Genomic DNA, 17,494 nt, shown 5'->3' with positions numbered 1-17,494 from the left:
TGGGCACGCGGCGGCCCCGGATCGGACATCGACGACGTCGTGTCCGATCTGCGCGAGAAGGGTTATTCCGAAGAAGCCATTGCCCTCGAAATCGAAGAGGCCGCCCAGCTCGCTGAGCCGGGCCTGGTCTGGCCCGAGAACTGGCCTGCCGCGCAGGTCTTTGAGCGCTGCGAGTGGACCGTGCACATCGGGATGAGTAAACCGTACTTCCAAGACATCAGCTCGCGCGAGATCGAATCCGTGTGCCGCTTGATGCGCATCCCCGTTGCCGACCGCGCGTTCGTGCTCGATAGCGTTCGCCTCATGGCGAACGCCGCCGCGCCGATTCTCAACGAGGACTGCGGCTGATGGCCGGCATCGATCAAGAACTGCGGCTAAGGATCAGTGGCGATGGCAGCGGCTTGTCGGCGACGCTGCGCTCCGGCACCGACGAGCTACGCACCTTCAAGTCGGGAATTGACTCGGTCGGAGCGGCCGGCAAGGCCGCGGGCGAGCAGACCGCGGCGGGCTTCGACAAGATGGGCGCAAGCGCCGCGGCCTTTATGTCGCAGACGCGCAACGTGCAGTCGATGCTGGGTAGCGAGGCCAAATCACTTGCCGACGTCGCCGCGCGCCGGGAGGCATATGCCTCGGCGCTGAAGAATGGATTGATCAGCCAGGCCGAGTTCACGACCGGGTCGAAGGCGCTGAATTCGCAGCAGGCCGCACTGGAAAAGCAGCTCGGCAAGACGGCGAAGGGTGCCAACGGCGCGGCCGGCGCGGTCAGCCATCTCGGCATCCAGTCGGCCGGCGCGCAGCGCGAGATCGGCGTTCTCATCGGCGAGCTTGCGCGCGGCAACTTTGCCGCGTTCGAGAAATCGCTGATCACGCTCGCGCGGCAGACGGGCCTACTCACGACCGGCTTCCAGTTGCTACTCGGTCCGATCGGGCTGATCGCAGGGATCGCGGCCATCGCGATTGCCGCGTTCGTATCGCTCGAAGTCGAGCAGTCGCGACTCAACAAGGCCATCATCTCGACCGGCAACTATGCCGGCGTCACCGTTGCCCAGGTGCAGCAACTCGGCACGACGGTCGGCGCGCAGACGGGCAAGATCAGCGAGACGCGCCAGGCGCTCGATCTGCTCGTCGCATCGGGCAAGTTCACCGGCTCGCAGCTCGCGCTCGTCGGCAAGGGCGTCGTGGATTTTGCGACGGTCACCGGCACGAGCGTCGAGAAGGCCGTCGACACGTTCAAGAAGCTCGCGGACGATCCGGTCAAAGCGTCGATCGCGCTCAATGATCAGTACCACTTCCTGACGCTGTCGATCTACGACCAGATCGCCGCGGCCGAGAAGAACGGCGACACCCAGCAGGCCGCGGCGATTGCCGAGAAGGCGCTCGCCGAAGAGTTCGGTCGGCGCGCAAAGACGATGGAGGACAACCTCGGCACCGTCGAGCGCGCCTGGAAAGGGGTTACCTCCGCGGCGAAAGGCGCGTGGGACGCGATCCTCGACATCGGCCGTACCAAGAGTCCCGACGAGCAACTCAAAGCTGCTCGGTCCAAGGTCAACGAAGCGAGCAATTTCCTCGAAGAAATTTTGGCGGGGAAAATTGGCTACGCGCCTGACAGCTTTATCAATGCCCGCAAGGCGGACCTGCAGTCGGCAATCGACGCCGAGGCGAAACTCTATGCCTCGTTACACAAGACGGGCCAGGCTGCAGAAGACCAATCCGCTGCGCTCGCCGGCATCCACCAGCAAGAGCAGGACGCGGCGATCAAGGCGCGCGCCGACTTCGACAAGCTCAATGCGACGTTCGACAAAACGGCAGCGGCGCAGGAGAAGATCAACAAGGCCGCGGCCGATCTGTACAAGATCTACATCGGCGGCGGCAAGCTGCCGGAGGGCGTTCGCTTCGATGGCCCCGTCGCTGACGTTCCGGTCGGGCCGGGCTGGGACAAGCTCAAAACCAAGATTCTCGAAGCCAGCGGGGCGTTCAAAGGCGTTGCTGCAGACGAACGCCGCGCGGAAGAAGCGCTCGGCACGCTGAATCAGACGATCGACGACGGCGTCGCCGTCGCCGACAAATTGGCAAACGGCTACAAAGGCCAGCTCGGCCAGGCTCTCAATGCGTACGACGCGCAGATCGACAAACTCGGTCTTGCGATGGACTCGCTCGAAGCAAAGAAGGCGCTCGGGCTGATCAGCAACGAGAAGTACGCAGCGCTGTTCAAGAAGATTTCCGATGCGGCGGCGGACGCGGGCCAGCAGTTGCAGGAGACGACGGCTCATATCGAGAAGCAGGCGGACGTCGTCGGCAGCTTTCTCCAAAAGGTGGAGGACGATAAAGCGCTCGCTTCGTTGACCGATCGGGAATACGCGGTCAACAAAGCTCTTAACGAGCAGATCGACAAATGGGACCGCGTTGCTGACGCCCAGATCAAGGCAAAGCTCACCCTCGAAGGTCTCAACCCACACACCGAGGAAGGCGCGCGCAAGGTTCGTGACGCAGCCGCGGCGGCATACGACTACACGCGCGCGATGGACTACATGCGCCAGGGCGCGCAGGAAGTCGAACATACCATCGCAGGCGGTTTCAGCAACGCGTTCTCCGCCGTAGGCCAGCTGCTCACGGGCCAGATCCGCAGCTTCAAGGATTTTTGGGGCAGCGTGGTCAGCGGCTTCAAGAACATGTTCGCGCAGATCATCGCATCGTCGCTGCAGATGCGCATGCTCGGCCCGATCATGCAGTCGTTCGGCTTCAACGGCGCGAACTACGGCTATCTCGGCGGCGGCGCATCGCTGCTCGGCAGTACGCCGGCACTGGTGCAAACAGGCTCGGCGTTGGCCGCGAGCGGCGCGATTCCGGGCGGTGGCGCGTACACGCTCGGCAACGTCGGCGGCAACGGCCTGCAGGGGCTCGGTGACCTCTTCTCGCCGACGCAATGGTTCGGCCTCGGCAAGAGCCTGTTCAGCGGCTTCTCGTCGCTCTGGGGCGGCAGCGCGTTCAACCCGGCGTCGGCCAACTTCGTCGGGCCGCCCGTCGCCGGGCAGACGTTCGGCCCGCAGTTCGGCGGCTATTCGAGCGCGTTCCAGCAGATCCTCGGCGCGCTCGGCGGTGCGTATGCCGGCATCAATCGCGCGCAGAACGCGGACGGTGCGTTCGGCAAGATCGGCGGCGGCCTGAGTTATGGGCTGGGCACGTACGCGCTGGGCGCGGGTCTGTCGTCGCTCGCTGCGGGCACCGGCTTCGCTGCCGGTGTGTCGGGCGCGTTCTCGGCCATTCCGGTCGCAGGCTGGGTCGCGCTCGGCGCGATGGTGCTCGACAAGATTTCGGGCGGCAACCTGTTCGGCACGGGTTGGAACCCGACCGGCAACTCGCGCTCGAATCTCTCGGTCACCGCGGCCGGCGCGAGTTTCCAGAACGAGTACGAAGAGAAAAAGAAGAAAGCCCTCTTCGGCGGCAACACGTACAAATGGGTCGGCACCGACACGACGGACGAGCAGAAGCAGTGGCTCGACCAGTTCACTGCGGCGATGAAGCAGGTCCGCGAGTCGGCCTCGGCTGTGCTCGGCAACACGATCGCCGACACGGTCACCGGCGCGTTCAGCCAGAAGTTCGATAAGGACGGCAAGGTCACCGAGCAGATCTCGACCGTCCTCGGCAAGACCTACAAGGAATCGATCGACGCGTTCGCCAAGCGCATGCAGGCCGAGAACGTGTTCGCGCAGATCGACGCCGCGCTCGGCACGAAGGAAGCCTCGGGCATCGCCGAGCAGTACCGCAAGAATGCGGACCAGCTGTCCGAGGCGGCAAAGATGCTGCTGCAGGCGCAGGTCGATGTGAAGCACGGCATGAGCCTGCTCGGCGAATCGACGTCGCTGACGCAGATCAATGCCGTCGTCTCACAGCTCGCCGCATCCGGCGAGACGCTGATCGATGCGTACACGCGCCTGCAGTCGGAAACGCAGACGTTCCGCTCGGCGCTCGACATCATCGGCGTGTCGATCGACAAGACCGGCGCTGACTTCGTCCGCTTCGCCGATGCCGCGGCCACGGCCGCTGGCGGCGTGGACAAGTTCAAGACGTTGCTCGACGGTTTCCAGTCGGCGTTCTATTCGGCAAGCGAGCTCGCCAAGGCGCAGGCTGCGGCATACCGCAAGCAGTCGGACGGTGCGCTGACGGGGCTCGGTCTCGACCCGTCGATTTCCCTATCGGACTTCCGCGCGAAGTTTGAGGCGGCGCTGCCGAAGCTGACGCCCGAGCAGCTCGCAACCTGGCTCAACGCGGCGAACTTTCTTGCCCAGGCGACGAGCGCCGAGAAAGCCTACAGCGACCAGCTCAAGCAGAACGCCGAGACGATTCGCAGCGTGCTCGTTTCGCTCAATCCCGCGGGCGATCCGCTTGCGGGCACTTGGACGCAGACGCTCGCGAACATCAATGCGACGTTCGACCAGGCGATCGAGAAGCTCAAAGCAGCCGGCGCGACGGTCGACCAGCTCGCGCTCGCCGAAGCATATCGACCCGAGGCAATTGCCAAAGCCCAGAAGGCCGCGCAGGACAACTACGCGAACCTGGTCAGCCAGATCCGCAAGGGCATCGACGAGCTCAACACGCCGGCGACGGATCTGCAGAAGGCGCTCGACGGCATCGCGCAGGCCGAGAAGGACACGATCGACCAGCTCAATGCCGCGGCGCGCGCAGCGAACATGCAGAGCGCGTCCGAGGCGGACCTGGCCGCCGCGCACTTGTATGCGGCGATGCAGGCCGACGCGGCGCGCAAGGCCGCGGCGGAAGCGCAGAAGAAGGCGTATCAGGACTATGCGAGCGTTGCGGCCGGTCTCGGCGCCGAGCTGTTGGACACGCTGCATCCTGCCAGCGCGTTCCAGCAGCAGCTGCGCGACATTGCATCGCAGCTAAACGACAACATCGACAAGCTCAACGCCGCCGCGCGCGCCGCGGGCATGCAAGCGGCGCGCGAGCAGGATCTCGCGCTCGCGCACCAGCTCGCCGCCGCGAAGGCCGCCGTCGCCGCGCACACGCTGGAGCTCGGTGCCAAAGACCTCGTCAGCCAGCTCTACGGCAGCGGCGATCTCGGCCGCACGGCGAGCGCGGCCGGCGCGGGCTTGCAGTCGGTCGCGCAGGGCCTGCAGTCGATTCAGCAAGCCGTCGACGCCTTCCGAAACTCGATGCTGCTCGATTCGTCGTTGAGCCCGCTCAATACGCAGCAGCAGTACGACGAGGCACTCAAGCAGCTCGCGCAGACCGGCGACGAAGGCACCGCGCGCACGGCGCTGGAGCTCGCGCGCAAGCTCATGGCGACGGGCGCGGACTATACGGACGCGTTCAATCAGATCACGGGCATGGTGCGCCCGAAGGCCGACAACTCGGCCGATGCCGGCGCCGGCTCGTCGGTCGGCGGTACGCAGCTGACGGATCTGCAGCGCAGCCAGCTCGCCCAGCAGCTCGCGCAGAACGTCGCCGACCTCGCCGGTTTCAGCGGCGAGAACTTCACCGACGTCGCTAAGCGCCTGGGCTTCTCGCTCACCGATCTCAGCCGCGATCTGGGCTTGCAGGGCAAGTCGGTCGAGGATTTCTTGAAGTCGTTGCAGTCGCAGACGTACTCGCTCGCCGACCTCTCGTCTGTGCTCTCCAAGGAAGTCGATCGCATCGTCGCGGCGATCCAGCGCAGCTACAACATGAACAACGAGCCGGTCGCGGTCGACAAGAACAAGCCGACGCCGATCGAGGTGAAAGGCCCGTCGCTCGACAGCTCGGCCGACGCGGGCGCGAAGCGCCTGGGCGCGACCTACGAGGCGATGCCGAGCACCATTGCCAGCACCGTGACGCTGGAGCTTGCGCGCATCGCAACGGCGAACCAGGACGCTCTGCGCGACTCGATCGGCCAGATCAACGACTCGCGCACGTCGCGCGAGCTGCCGGTGCCGTTGCCGGTAGCTTTGCCGCGCATGGAAGAGCTGCAGCAGAAGTTGATCGACGGCCAGGCGCAACAGACGCAGACGCTCGTCAACGCAATGATCGACCTGATCAAAGTGGTAGCGAGCGGCGCGAGCAGCAACGACGACGGCCAAGCCAAATTGCTCGACGCGTTCAAAGACATGGAGCGCACCCTGCGCGGCGCGGTGGATAAATCGCGCAGCCAGCCCAGCGACCGCACCTCGCCTAACGTGGTGGTCCAGCGATGACGGTCATCATTCCGCCGCGCCTCGTGTTGCGCATGACGATCGTGCGCGGGATTACGGTCCTCAATCCGCCGCCGCAGGCGTATGTCGGCACCGCGTATTCGCACCGATTCAACATCTACGGCGGAACCCCGCCCTATGCGTTCGAGCTACGTTCCGTTCTGCCCGCGGGCTGGGCATTCGACGAGGCCACGGGCACGGTTACTGCGGCGTCGCCGCTGGTCACCGACGTCGTGACGCTTGCCCTCTATGTGCGCGACTCGGAATGGGACTACGAGCTGGAGCAGACCTTCGTCATTTCCGTCGTTGCGCTGCCGCTCATCGTTACCAACTCAGCCCCGAATGGCACCGTCGCTACACCGTACTCGTTTAGCTACGCGACGAGCGGCGGTGCCGGTGCGGTGACCTTCTCCATCCAGTCCGGCGCGCTGCCGCCTGGGCTGTCGCTTTCCAGCGGCGGGTTACTCACTGGTGCGCCGACAACGGGAGGCGCGTATTCCTATGTCGTCGCCGCGACGGACAGCGCAGGAACGGTTGCCACGCGCACCGAAACGATCGCGATTGCCTACGCCCCGCTCGCTGTCTCCGGCTCCTTTGCCTATGGCATCACGACAAGCTCGGTCGTCGGCTCGCAAGTTCTTTCCGGCGGTGCATCGCCCTATAGCGTCTCCGTTTTGTCCGGCACATTACCGCCGGGCATTGCGTTCGTCATATCGGGCTCGTCTTGCGTTGCGAGCGGCATTTGCCTGGTCATTGGCACCTACAGCTTCACGCTTCGCTATACGTCCAACGACGGTCAGCACGTCGACGTGCCTATGTCGATCCGCGTTCCGTACTACGCGCCCTTGTTTGCCTCAAATGAAACCGGAGTCGTGCTCGACTTCCAAGACCTCGCGACGATGTTTCAGAACGGCGCGGGAACAATGCCGGTTACCACCGTCGGACAGTCGATCTATTCGATCAGAGATCGCGTCTCTGGAAGTCTCTGCGTCTTCACCGGAGCGGCTCCGACTCTGCAATACGATTCGACCCGCGCGGTGTACTACGCGCAGTTCCCGAGTGGAGGCGCGGCTCATGGCACGGTGGCCGTACCGATCACTCTCGCCGGAAATGCGAGCAAGTCGATCGTCGCGGTGTGCACGCTCGGCGGTCCTACTGTCAACGAAACACCATTGCTGTACGGCGCGAACGCGTTTGCCGGCTGCTTTGCGATTGGCAATGGCGACAGCGTCATGGGAGGCTTCGCGGTATTCGAGCAAGGTTCGGGACACGGCATCGGGGGCGCCTCAATAGCGGCGGGCTCCTACGCGATCATCGCCACCAAGAGCGGCAACAATCTCGCGATCTATACGGACAGCACGTCCGGCTACAGCGGCACGGTTGCCGGTCCCGCCAGCATCACAAACAACGCGCTGAATGTCGGCTACTACCCCAGCTTGGCGGGGGTGGACTTCAAGGGCCGGATGTATAGCGCCATCCTTCTTTCGCGCGTCGTTACGGCGTCGGAAAGAACGGACATCTCTGCGGACCACTACTCATGAGCCGTCGATACGCCATTCTCGATGTGACGACGCTCCCTGCGCAGTTGGAGCTGCAGCAAGGTGGTCTCGTGCTCACGTACGACACGGACGGCACGAGCAGCGACCGCAACGCGCGCGCGACGCAATCGCTGAGCGGCTCCCGCTGGACGTGGGAGTGCGCAGCATGGGGCACCGAGGCGTTGACAGCGACGAACGTGGCCTTCGGCCTCGTGAAATCGAACGTGGCGAGCAACGTGCGTGTCGGCAATGCGGTAGGCAGCGTCGGATTCACGCCCGGCGATGGCGGCATATGGGTCGATGGCTCGAAGATCGACACGATCCCGACGATCGGCAAGCAGACCTACATCCAGTTCGCGCTTGATCTCGTTGCGGCCACGCCGACGCTGCAGATCCGCGTCGGCAATTTGATGCTCTACACGTTCAATCTGCCTGCCGGGCAAAGCTGGCGTCCGGCAGCGTCGATCGGCGGCGCAACCGCCTACGGCCTGAACGCACTCGTCAACTTCGGCAAGCGCGCGTGCGAGTACGTGCCCCCGACGAACTATAAACCCGGCGTATTCATCAATTCGCAGAGCAGCGGCGCTTGGTTTTTTGCCAGCCAGGCGCATCGCAATGCGCCGACCGGCTCGCCGCCGAATCAACGATTTGCAGGTTGCATTTTGGAAGCCGAGAAGGTGTATTTCGACGGCGGAATTCAGGTCTGGACGGATGGAACAAGCGGCAGTAGCTGGAGCGCATCCGATGTGGACCTGGACAACGAAAACGGCAAGCTCACTCCGCTGTTTCTAGAACAGCCGCGCAATGCGTTGGTGATCTGGGAGACGCTCGATCTCGATAATCCTGACGATCCGCCAACGCGCGTAGAGACGACGCGCGTCGATCTGGTCACGATTCCGAAGCGCGGTGTCATTCGCATCAAGCAGCGTAGCCCGCTCGCGATCTACGACGACCCTTGGATGCGGAAGACAATTCCGCCTTGGGCTGACTCGGGATCGGCCAATCAGCCTTGGCCGATCGCGCTCGGTGCCGTGCGCAACGCCGAACCAGTGCTGCTCGATCCCAACGGCGGCCGTCCGATCTATGCGATACATGACGCCGCACTGACGATGATTGGCATCGAGCGCGATCGCGGTGACCCCTACAACCCCGCTGCCGATCCGCCCGATTACACGCCCACGAACGATTTACGCGGAACGGTCCTCGAGAGACAGCCGCTCGGTCCATTCGTCGTTGACGTATCGTCAACAGGATCGAGCAATCTCACGCCCACGAACCCAACTGAATTGCTGGGTGGTGTCGGCGCAATGACGACGGCGAGCGGCGCCATGCCGGCGAGCTGGACGGATCGGGCACCGGCCGGCAGTTTGTGTACGGTGACGCAGGCATGGACCGGCGACGGCGGCGGCCGGCTTCGCTTGACCATGTCCGCTTGGCAGGGCCAAGCCTTCAACATGGCGAATGCCTCAAATGCGAGCACTCCGGTTGCAATTGTGTCGGGCAAACGCTACCGGATTGCGCTGGACGTCGCGAGATTCACGAAGACGACCGCGTTGGCGCGGGCGATTCTCTCCGTCAAGCTGGTGGACTCCGGTGGCGTTTATCGCACGCTTCCCGGTGCACAGTGGGGTTCGTTCGATATCGGCCATTACACTGCGGACTTCACCGCTCCGATCGATGCCGTCGCGCTCGGCGTGAGCGCCTACATCGAGGTTCAACCCAGCACCGTCAGCGACACGTTCATCATCGACTTCGACAACGTAACGTTGTTCCAACTGCCCAGCGCGCCCGGCGCGAACGTGGCGCTCGAAGGCATCTCCCTTGCGAACTACATGCAGGAGATCTTGGAAAACCGATTCGGTGCCAAGTCGACAGAATGGGTACGCGCGGACGCCGAGGCGATTGACGCCGCGAAGCCGTATCCGTTCGGTGTGTATATCCGTGATGTCGTAACGACGATGGCCGCGATCCGCGCGCCGCTCGATTCATTCTGCGCGGCGGTCACGACGGACGAGTACGGCCGCATGCGCATCGTCACCCTGCAAGACCCGGACGCGATGACGCCGGCGATGACGGTCACGTTTGCGCGCGCAGCTGACGCGCCGCTGGGCGACCCGGACGAAGCAAAGGGCCTGACGCTCAACGCGGGCGGTCGCTACAACTGGAAGGTCCACGGCGACAGTGACTTCGTTCTCGACTTCAATCCGGCCACCGGCATCGACGCCGCTACGCGCGCCAAATTCAAGAGGCAATGTCAGTTCCTCGTGAAGTCGTCAGCGAATCTGCCAGACCTCTATTCGTTTGCCGAGAACGCAAAGGAACTCTGGACACTGCTCGATATCCCGGCGCATGTCCAAACGCAACACGACAGCGTGTGCGGGCTATTTGCCGACGCCCGCTTCGACTACCCCGTGACGTTCACTTATGCGTGGCCCCCCGCGCCGATCTTGCGGCCCGGATTGGCTTTGCGTGTGATCTGCGACTCGGGCGCCTTCACGGCTGGGAAAAATCTCTACATCAAGCAGCGTCGTCACTACCCGCTGCCATGCCGCTACGAAATTTCTGTTGGGTGGGGTTGAACAATGAAGATCAGTCATAGCCGGCCTCAGATTGTCTGGACGACGAATGGGACCGCGGTCGATGATCTGGCGGTTCTATCGTCGGGCAATCCGGCTGAGACCGCCCGTATCGCAACGCCCGTTGCCGGCCCTTTAACCCTGACCGGATCGCTCACTGCGTCGATCGTGCCTGGCCTAACTGGCTTCCTCAATACGACGCTGCCGGTCGGCAGTCCTGTGACGGTGACCATTGGTGCGTACTCGACCACCGGAACCGTCGTCGCGCTGCCGCAAGGCGAGCGGCTTTTCTTGGTCATGCACTTCGGTCTGGCCGCCTCGTCGGCCGTGACGCTCTCGATCGAGTCAGGGCTGGGCGCGGGTACGTTGGTCGATATCGGAGAAGCCTGGCATGCGCCGATGAGCGACGTACCGATCAAGAAGGGCTGGCGCGATCAAGAGGTCGATAAGTCCGAAGGCGATATGTCCGAGTTCTCGCAGCAGTCAGATCGGCGCGGCCAAGTACGCCGTCAGCGCACTTTCGCCGTCACACAGATCAAAGAGGCGGATGTGTACGGCGCCGGCAATGTCATGTCGATGGGTTTCAAGGCGCTCTGGGCGCGAATCAATCGCCGCCAGCGAGCGATCTATATCACGCGCTGGCTTGACGATGCCGGCCTGCTCTCGCCCGGCCTGATCGCGGCGAACGCGATCTTCGGCATCGCTAAGCAGCCGCCCGGAACCGCGCATCTGTCGGGAAAGTGGTACGACCCTTCGGAGATCTTGGTCGACGAGATTCCGATCCCGGTTTAACAAGCAAAGAGGAGCGGCCGGAACGTGCGTCAACACGGGCCGGCCCCCGAAACACGCGGGCTACAGACCCGTGAGCACAGGCAAGGCTCCCCATCCCTGGCCAGGGACGAGCCGAGCCTAACAAAAACTCGGAGTAGAAAACGTGGCTCAACCGATCATTCCTTGGCCTGGCGGAAAGCGCCGGCTCGCGAAACACCTCTTGCCGCTCTTTGAAATCCCTCATACCTGCTACGTCGAGCCCTTCGCTGGCGCCGCCGCCATGCTCTTCGCCCGGCCGGAGCCGGCGCGCTCGGAAGTCTTGAACGATATCAATCACGACCTGGTCAACCTGTATCGCGTCGTCCAGCATCATCTGGTCGAGTTTGTCCGCCAGTACCAGTGGGCACTAACGAGCCGGGAGATGTTCCAATGGGCGCAGAAGGCCCACGTGGACGGATTGACCGACGTCCAGCGCGCTGCAAGGTTCTTTTACCTCCAGCAATTGACGTTCGGCGGCAAGGTCGCGGGCCGGACGTTCGGCACCTCGACAACCGGGCCGGCCGCGCTGAACCTCTGCAGGCTGGAAGAGACGCTCTCCGCGGCGCATCTTCGGCTTTCGCGCGTCACGATTGAGCATCTGCCGTGGGCAGACTGCATCGGGCGCTACGATCGGCCGCATACGCTGTTCTTCGTCGATCCGCCGTACTGGCAGACGCAGGGTTATGGCGTCGAGTTCGGCATCGAGCAGTACGAGCAGCTCGCGGCAAAGCTGGCAGCTTTGGAAGGTCGCGCCGTGTTGACGATCAACGATCATCCTGATATGCGGCGCGTGTTCGGTGCGTTTCGCCGGCAAAGGGTCGAGCTGAAGTACTCGATGAACCGTGAAGTGAAGAGTAAGGCGTTCGGCGAACTGATCTATCGCACTTGGTAGCGCTGATCAGGTAGGATTTTCGCCATGCGGCATTTTGTTTTGCATGGCGAAAACTTTGGACGATGCAGTTATCAAGCAATTCCGGCCGCAGTTATCGCGCGCCGCATCAGCTTTGGTTCTTTTGTGCTTTAGGAGCAGAGCTTCCACTCGTCCTGCGGACGAGCGGGTCACTTTCTCTTGCTTGTGCAAGAGAAAGTAACCAAAGAGAACACACCCCGGGAGCCGCGCTCGCAGCTTCGCTGCGAGTTCGCGAGGTCATGCCGGGGTTCGCTCGATGGACATCCGTGTCCATTCGCGAACTCGCGCGCATCCTGCGCGCGACCCTAGCGGGCGAATCCGTCATGCCCTCGCCGCGGCTGACGGGGACCCGAGATCAAAAGACAGATCAAGGGCCGTACCTACGAAGGCGGCTGTTGCTTGGGCGCGCAGGATGCGCGCTGCTCCGGCTCTTCCGGGTCCCCATTACATTGCGGCGGCAGCGGACGAAAAGGCCCGCTAGGGTCGGCGCGATGGATCGCGCCGATTCCGCTATTGCACAGGGATGTGCAATTAGCGGAACCCGGCCGCTGACGCGGACCCTTCGGGCAGGAGCCCGAAGGGCGCAATGTTCTGGGGCGTGTCTCTTTGCTTACTTTCTCTGCACGAGCAGAGAAAGTAAGCCGCTCGCCCGCAGGGCGAGTGGAAGCTCTAGCTCTTGAACCTACACGAAAGCAAAGCGCAGCCCCCGTCACATGTCGTGCTTGTTCACCTCAAACCCCGCCGCCTTGTAGGTTTTCCAGCGCTCGCGCGATCCGAGGCGTTCTGCTTCGTCGGCGGGCACGACTTCGAGGACGCGTTCGAACAGGCCCGGTGCGCATTCGTCGCGCAGGTTGATGACGAGGCTGCGGTCGGCGGTGGCGATGCCGGGTGCTGCGATCAGCACGGGCGTGATGGCGTCGTCATCGTCGCCGGCGATCTGGTGCGGGACGAAAGCCTGTTCGTCGAATTCCCAGAGTTTCTCGTCGAGCGCGTCGGCCTGGTCGGCCGAGCGTGCGAGGATCAGGGTCGGCTGGCCCGACTCGAACGCGCGCTTGGCAAGTTCGCAGACGAGCAGCAACGGATCGTCACGGAAGCGCGGCTTGGCGATGAGATAAAAGTCGGCGCGAGGCATGGTCGAGAGCGGGGATTCGAGATTTGAGATTCGGGATTGAGTAAGGCGGAAGAGCGCATCAGGCGCGCTCTTCCGAATCTCCAATCTCTATTCCCGACTCTCGGCTCTGTCGAGCAGATATTGCACGAGCAGCGGCACCGGGCGTCCGGTCGCCGAACCCTTGCGGCCTTCGTCCCATGCGCTGCCGGCGATGTCGAGGTGCGCCCAGCGGTAGCCTTCGGTGAAGCGCGCGAGGAAGCAGCCCGCGGTGATCGCGCCGGCGTACTTGCCGCCGATGTTGGCGATGTCGGCGTAGCCGGTTTCGAGTTGGCTCTGGTAGTCGTCCCAGAGCGGCAGGCGCCAGGCGCGGTCGAGGGTGGCATTGCCGGCGGCGAGCAGTTGGTCGGCGAGTTCGTCGTCCGTGGTCATCAGGCCGCTCGCATGCTTGCCGAGCGCGACGACGCAGGCGCCGGTCAGGGTCGCTGCATCGATGATGACCTGCGGCTGATATTTCTGCACGTAGGTCAGCGCGTCGCACAGGATCAGGCGGCCTTCGGCGTCGGTGTTGAGCACTTCGACAGTCTGGCCCGACATGGTCGTGACCACGTCGCTCGGCCGCTGTGCGTTGCTGCCGGGCATGTTCTCGACGGCCGGCACCACGCAAACGAGGTTGAGCTTGAGCTTCAACTCGACCGCGGTGAGGAACGCGCCGAGCACGCCGGCCGCGCCGCACATGTCGAATTTCATTTCTTCCATGCCGGCGCTCGGCTTGATCGAGATGCCGCCGGTGTCGAAGGTGACGCCTTTGCCGACCAGCGCATAGGGCTTGTCGCCCGCAGCGGCGCCGTTCCACTGCAGCACGATCAGGCGCGGCTTGTTCGCCGAACCCTGGGCGACGCCGAGCAGGGCGCCCATGCCGAGTTTCTTCATCTCGGCTTCTTCGAGCACTTCGCAGGTGACGCCGGCGTGTTCGGCAGCGAGCTTCTGCGCCTGCTCTCCGAGGTAGGCGGGCGTGCAGATGTTCGGCGGCAGGTTGCCGAGTTCGCGCGCAAAACGCACACCCTTGGCGATCGCGGTGGCTTGGGCGAGAACGCCCGCATCGGCTTCGGTCGCGGCGAATGCGAGCGCGCGCAGTTCCGTTGCCTTGGTACGCTCCGACGCAGAACGATCGCGCGGCTTGAACGTGGCGGTGTACTTGTACGCTTGGGCATCGCTGGCGAGCGCGGCGGTGCGCAGTTTCCAGGTCAAATCCTTGCCCGGCACGTCGAGTTCGGCGAGATACGACAGCGCGGCGTCGATCGGCAGGCCTTTCAGCACGCGCGCGGCGTCGGCGTTCGCACGTGCGTAGCGCGCGGCATCGAATTTCTTCACTTCGCCGAGGCCGACGACGAGCACGCGCGCGGCCTTGATGCCGGCGAGGCCGAACAGAACCTGCGCGGTACCGGGTTTGCCGGACAAATCGCCCGATTCGACCAGGCGCGAGAGCGCACCGCCCGCGGCCGCGTCGACGCGCTGGGCCGCCGCGGAAAACACGCGCTCGTCATACAGGCCGACGACGAGGCAGGGGGCTTCCGCGGTTTCGGGAGTGTGCGGATCGAAGCTGAATTGAAGAGTCATTTCGTTACCGTGTCGATGGAATGAAAAGCGAAAAACGAGTGCGCGCGGCAAACGGCGCAAGGAAAACCGGGCGAAACGTGCGCCGCGCCCGGAGGCTGCAGGCTTCCCGATCCGCGGGCGCTACGATCTGCCGGCGCGCGTCGAGCGGGCGAGGGCGTCGCCCGACTCGGCTACAATTAAGCCTGCGTAAACGTGCTTGCGTGTGCAATCGCGACGCGCGACGCCCGCGGCGCACACACAAGAGACGAAGTTTACCGCATCATGCGACTCCCCACCCTGCGCATCATCGATCGCTACCTCGCCCGCGAGTTGTTGATCAGCTTCATCGCCGCGACCGCGATCCTGTTGCTCGTCAGCATCGGCGGCACGGTGGCCGATTTGCTCAGCAAGATCGCGCGCGGACGCATTCCGGCCGATTTGCTGTTCACCCTGATCGGCCTGCGCACGGTCGACGCGCTGACCCTGCTCGCGCCGCTCGCGGTGTTCATCGGCGTGCAGCTCGCCTATGGCCGCTTGTACCGCGAGAGCGAAATGGCCGTGTTCGCCGCGTCCGGCTTGCCGATGACCGGCCTGCTGCGGCCGTTGATGCTGCTCGCGGTTCCGCTGGTCGCGGTCATGGGGCTGATCTCGTTCTGGCTCGCGCCAGCCGCGGTGCGCCTGTCGCAGAGCCTGGTGCTGCAGGCCAATCGTTCGCTGATCATCGCCGGCCTCGAGCCGGGGCGTTTCGTCGAGCTGCCGAACAATGACGGTGTGATGTACGTGGAGGCGATGAACGAGGACGGCACCAAGTTCAAGAAAATGTTTGTCGCGAGCGAGCGCACCGAGCTTGCCGACAAGCACGCCCCCGCGCCGGGCACCGACGCAAAAGATCCGAAAGACAGCAGTGCCAAGGATGCGGGCACGAAGGACAAGAATGCGAAGGATGTGAGCGCGAAAGACGTGAGCAAGAAAGATAAGGAGGCAAAGGACGCAAGCGCGAAAGAGGCGGGCGAAAAAGAGGCGGTCGCGCAGAATGCCGACGACAAGGGCGCACCGCCGCGCGTGCGCATCAACGTGGTCACGGCGACCGACGGTGAGCTGTACCATGACGTCAACGGCGCCGAACGCTACCTCGGCCTCAACGACGGCTTCCGCGTCGAAGGCATCGTCGGCCAGGACAATTACCGCCTGCTGCGCTACGAGCGCAACGACGTCAAACTGACCGAGTCTGAGCCCGATGCCACCGCCGACGCGGTCAAGCGCGCGGCGCCGACTTCGGAACTCCTGCGCAGTACGGACCTGGTCCAGCGCACCGAACTGCACTGGCGGCTCGCCGCGCCGCTCTCGACCCTGGTGTTGATCATGCTCGCGCTGCCGCTGTCGAAATCGAGTCCGCGCCAGCCGCGCTATGCGGGTTTGATCATCGCGTTCCTGACCTGGTCGATCTACTACGCGTTGATGAATATCGCGCGCAACCAGCTCAGCGTCGGCAAGCTGAGCTTCGCGCTCGGCATGTGGTGGGTGCATATTCCGGTGCTGCTGGTTGCATTGTTCCTGCTCTGGCGCAGCCAGCAGTTGCCGCGGCCGAAACCGCCGAAAGCCGCTCTCGCGAAGGGGGCCGCATGACAAGCCTCGCGCTGGCGGCGCGCAGCGGCCTCGACCGGCTGCGCTTCAAGAAGGTCGACAAGGTCGTCGCGCTTTCGGTGATCGGTGCGGTGATGCTCGCCTGGTTCGTCGTCGTCGCGCTCGACGCGATGATGGCCTTCGTCAACGAAATCAACGACGTCGGCACGGGCGACTACACGCTGGCGAAGGCGGTGACCTATATCCTGCTGACGATCCCGCGGCGCATGTATCAGTTCTTCGCCTACGGCGGCCTGATCGGCGGCCTGATGGGCATGGGCGCGCTCGCGGCGAGCGGCGAGTTGACCGCGCTGCGCGCGGCCGGCCTGTCGAAGCTGCGCATTTGCGCCTCGGTGGTGCTCGCACTGACCGTGTTGACCGTGTTCGTCGCGCTGATGGGCGAACTGATTGCGCCGCGCGCGCAGCAGAAGGCCGAGGCGCTGGCGCTGACCGCGAAGAATCGCGACGTGACGATCGGCAAGGGCGGTACCCTGTGGGCGCGCGACGGCGAAGCGGTGATCAACGCCAAACGCGGACGCAAGCTGCCGAACAAGAACGGCCAGCCGTCGATCGAACTGTCCGACGTGCGCGTGTTCGAGTTCACTCCGATCGGCCAGCTCTCGGCCCTGTCGATCGCGAAGACGGCGACCCACGTGGACGGCGAATGGACTCTGCACGACGTGCGCCGCACCGAGTTTGCGGGCCGCTCGGCGACGAGCAAGCTGGAACAGACCGCGCAGTGGAAGTCGGCGCTCGATCCGAGCGTGCTCGCCGTGTCGATGATTCATCCCGAATACCTGTCGATGGCCGACCTGGCACGCAATATCGATTACATGAACCGCAACCGCCAGGACGCGACCAGCTACAAGCTCGCCTACTGGGGCCGCATCTTCTATCCGCTCAATGTGCTCGTGCTGGCGTTCTGTGCGGTGCCCTTCGCGTTCGGCTCGTTGCGCACGGGCGGTCTCGGCAAGCGCTTGTTTATGGGCATGGCGCTGGCGATCAGCTACTACTTCTTCCAGAAGTCGGTGGTCAGCATGGGTGCGGTCTACAATTTCAACCTCGCCGTGGTGAATGCCTTGCCGTCGCTGTTCCTTGCCGTGGCGGCATTCGTCTATTTCCGCAGAAATGCGTGATCGGCGTCGCGG

At 63.9% G+C, this 17,494-nt stretch carries 10 protein-coding genes; 8 read left to right on the top strand and 2 right to left on the bottom strand.

Annotated elements, in window-relative coordinates; all coding sequences use genetic code 11:
* Nucleotides 1-39 precede the first annotated feature (39 nt).
* The 6 genes from FFS30_RS23735 to FFS30_RS03920 all read left to right on the top strand — a co-directional run bounded on the left by FFS30_RS23735 (nucleotide 40) and on the right by FFS30_RS03920 (nucleotide 11,998).
* A complete protein-coding gene (locus tag FFS30_RS23735) occupies nucleotides 40-348 on the top strand; it encodes a DUF1799 domain-containing protein (protein ID WP_171014399.1) in 309 nt (102 codons plus the stop codon).
* Nucleotides 348-6,185 (top strand): phage tail length tape measure family protein, encoded by a 5,838-nt coding sequence (locus tag FFS30_RS03940; RefSeq protein WP_137911792.1) that lies wholly within the window; start codon nucleotides 348-350, stop codon nucleotides 6,183-6,185. Before FFS30_RS23735 ends, FFS30_RS03940 begins: the two co-directional genes overlap by 1 nt.
* Nucleotides 6,182-7,723 carry a putative Ig domain-containing protein gene (locus tag FFS30_RS03935; RefSeq protein ID WP_137911791.1) on the top strand — a complete coding sequence of 514 codons (1,542 nt, stop codon included), beginning with the start codon at nucleotides 6,182-6,184 and terminating at the stop codon, nucleotides 7,721-7,723. Before FFS30_RS03940 ends, FFS30_RS03935 begins: the two co-directional genes overlap by 4 nt.
* A 194-nt stretch (nucleotides 7,724-7,917) precedes the next feature.
* Nucleotides 7,918-10,299, top strand: a complete 2,382-nt coding sequence (locus FFS30_RS03930; RefSeq protein WP_137911790.1) for a hypothetical protein — start codon at nucleotides 7,918-7,920, stop codon at nucleotides 10,297-10,299.
* Nucleotides 10,300-10,302: 3 nt separating this feature from the next.
* A complete protein-coding gene (locus FFS30_RS03925; protein WP_137911789.1) occupies nucleotides 10,303-11,088 on the top strand; it encodes a hypothetical protein in 786 nt (261 codons plus the stop codon).
* Nucleotides 11,089-11,230: 142 nt separating this feature from the next.
* Nucleotides 11,231-11,998, top strand: a complete 768-nt coding sequence (locus FFS30_RS03920) for a DNA adenine methylase (protein WP_137911788.1) — start codon at nucleotides 11,231-11,233, stop codon at nucleotides 11,996-11,998.
* A gap of 727 nt (nucleotides 11,999-12,725) precedes the next feature.
* Here the strand turns inward: FFS30_RS03920 and FFS30_RS03915 are convergent.
* Nucleotides 12,726-13,148: a DNA polymerase III subunit chi gene (locus FFS30_RS03915; protein WP_137911787.1), complete on the bottom strand. Its 423-nt coding sequence runs from the start codon at nucleotides 13,146-13,148 to the stop codon at nucleotides 12,726-12,728.
* An 87-nt stretch (nucleotides 13,149-13,235) separates the two neighbouring features.
* Nucleotides 13,236-14,744: a leucyl aminopeptidase gene (locus FFS30_RS03910; protein ID WP_137911786.1), complete on the bottom strand. Its 1,509-nt coding sequence runs from the start codon at nucleotides 14,742-14,744 to the stop codon at nucleotides 13,236-13,238.
* A 261-nt stretch (nucleotides 14,745-15,005) separates the two neighbouring features.
* Here FFS30_RS03910 and FFS30_RS03905 point away from each other — a divergent pair, with 261 nt between their 5' ends.
* Together FFS30_RS03905 and lptG are read left to right on the top strand one after the other, a co-directional pair.
* Nucleotides 15,006-16,349 (top strand): LptF/LptG family permease, encoded by a 1,344-nt coding sequence (locus FFS30_RS03905; RefSeq protein WP_137911785.1) that lies wholly within the window; start codon nucleotides 15,006-15,008, stop codon nucleotides 16,347-16,349.
* Nucleotides 16,346-17,482, top strand: a complete 1,137-nt coding sequence (lptG, locus tag FFS30_RS03900; protein WP_137911784.1) for an LPS export ABC transporter permease LptG — start codon at nucleotides 16,346-16,348, stop codon at nucleotides 17,480-17,482. Before FFS30_RS03905 ends, lptG begins: the two co-directional genes overlap by 4 nt.
* Nucleotides 17,483-17,494 lie beyond the last annotated feature (12 nt).

Origin of the sequence: Rudaea sp. 3F27F6 (genome assembly GCF_005503555.1) — a bacterium.
In the GTDB taxonomy this organism is placed as follows: domain Bacteria; phylum Pseudomonadota; class Gammaproteobacteria; order Xanthomonadales; family Rhodanobacteraceae; genus Rudaea.
This window is presented reverse-complemented; position numbering and strand designations above follow the sequence as displayed.

What these genes read in the sequence shown, in the direction of transcription:
- FFS30_RS03910 (WP_137911786.1), bottom strand. Translation starts at nt 14,744, where the DNA reads ATGACTCTTCAATTCAGCTTCGATCCGCACACTCCCGAAACCGCGGAA.
- FFS30_RS03915 (WP_137911787.1), bottom strand. Translation starts at nt 13,148, where the DNA reads ATGCCTCGCGCCGACTTTTATCTCATCGCCAAGCCGCGCTTCCGTGAC.
- FFS30_RS03925 (WP_137911789.1), top strand. Translation starts at nt 10,303, where the DNA reads ATGAAGATCAGTCATAGCCGGCCTCAGATTGTCTGGACGACGAATGGG.
- FFS30_RS03905 (WP_137911785.1), top strand. Translation starts at nt 15,006, where the DNA reads ATGCGACTCCCCACCCTGCGCATCATCGATCGCTACCTCGCCCGCGAG.
- lptG (WP_137911784.1), top strand. Translation starts at nt 16,346, where the DNA reads ATGACAAGCCTCGCGCTGGCGGCGCGCAGCGGCCTCGACCGGCTGCGC.
- FFS30_RS03940 (WP_137911792.1), top strand. Translation starts at nt 348, where the DNA reads ATGGCCGGCATCGATCAAGAACTGCGGCTAAGGATCAGTGGCGATGGC.
- FFS30_RS03935 (WP_137911791.1), top strand. Translation starts at nt 6,182, where the DNA reads ATGACGGTCATCATTCCGCCGCGCCTCGTGTTGCGCATGACGATCGTG.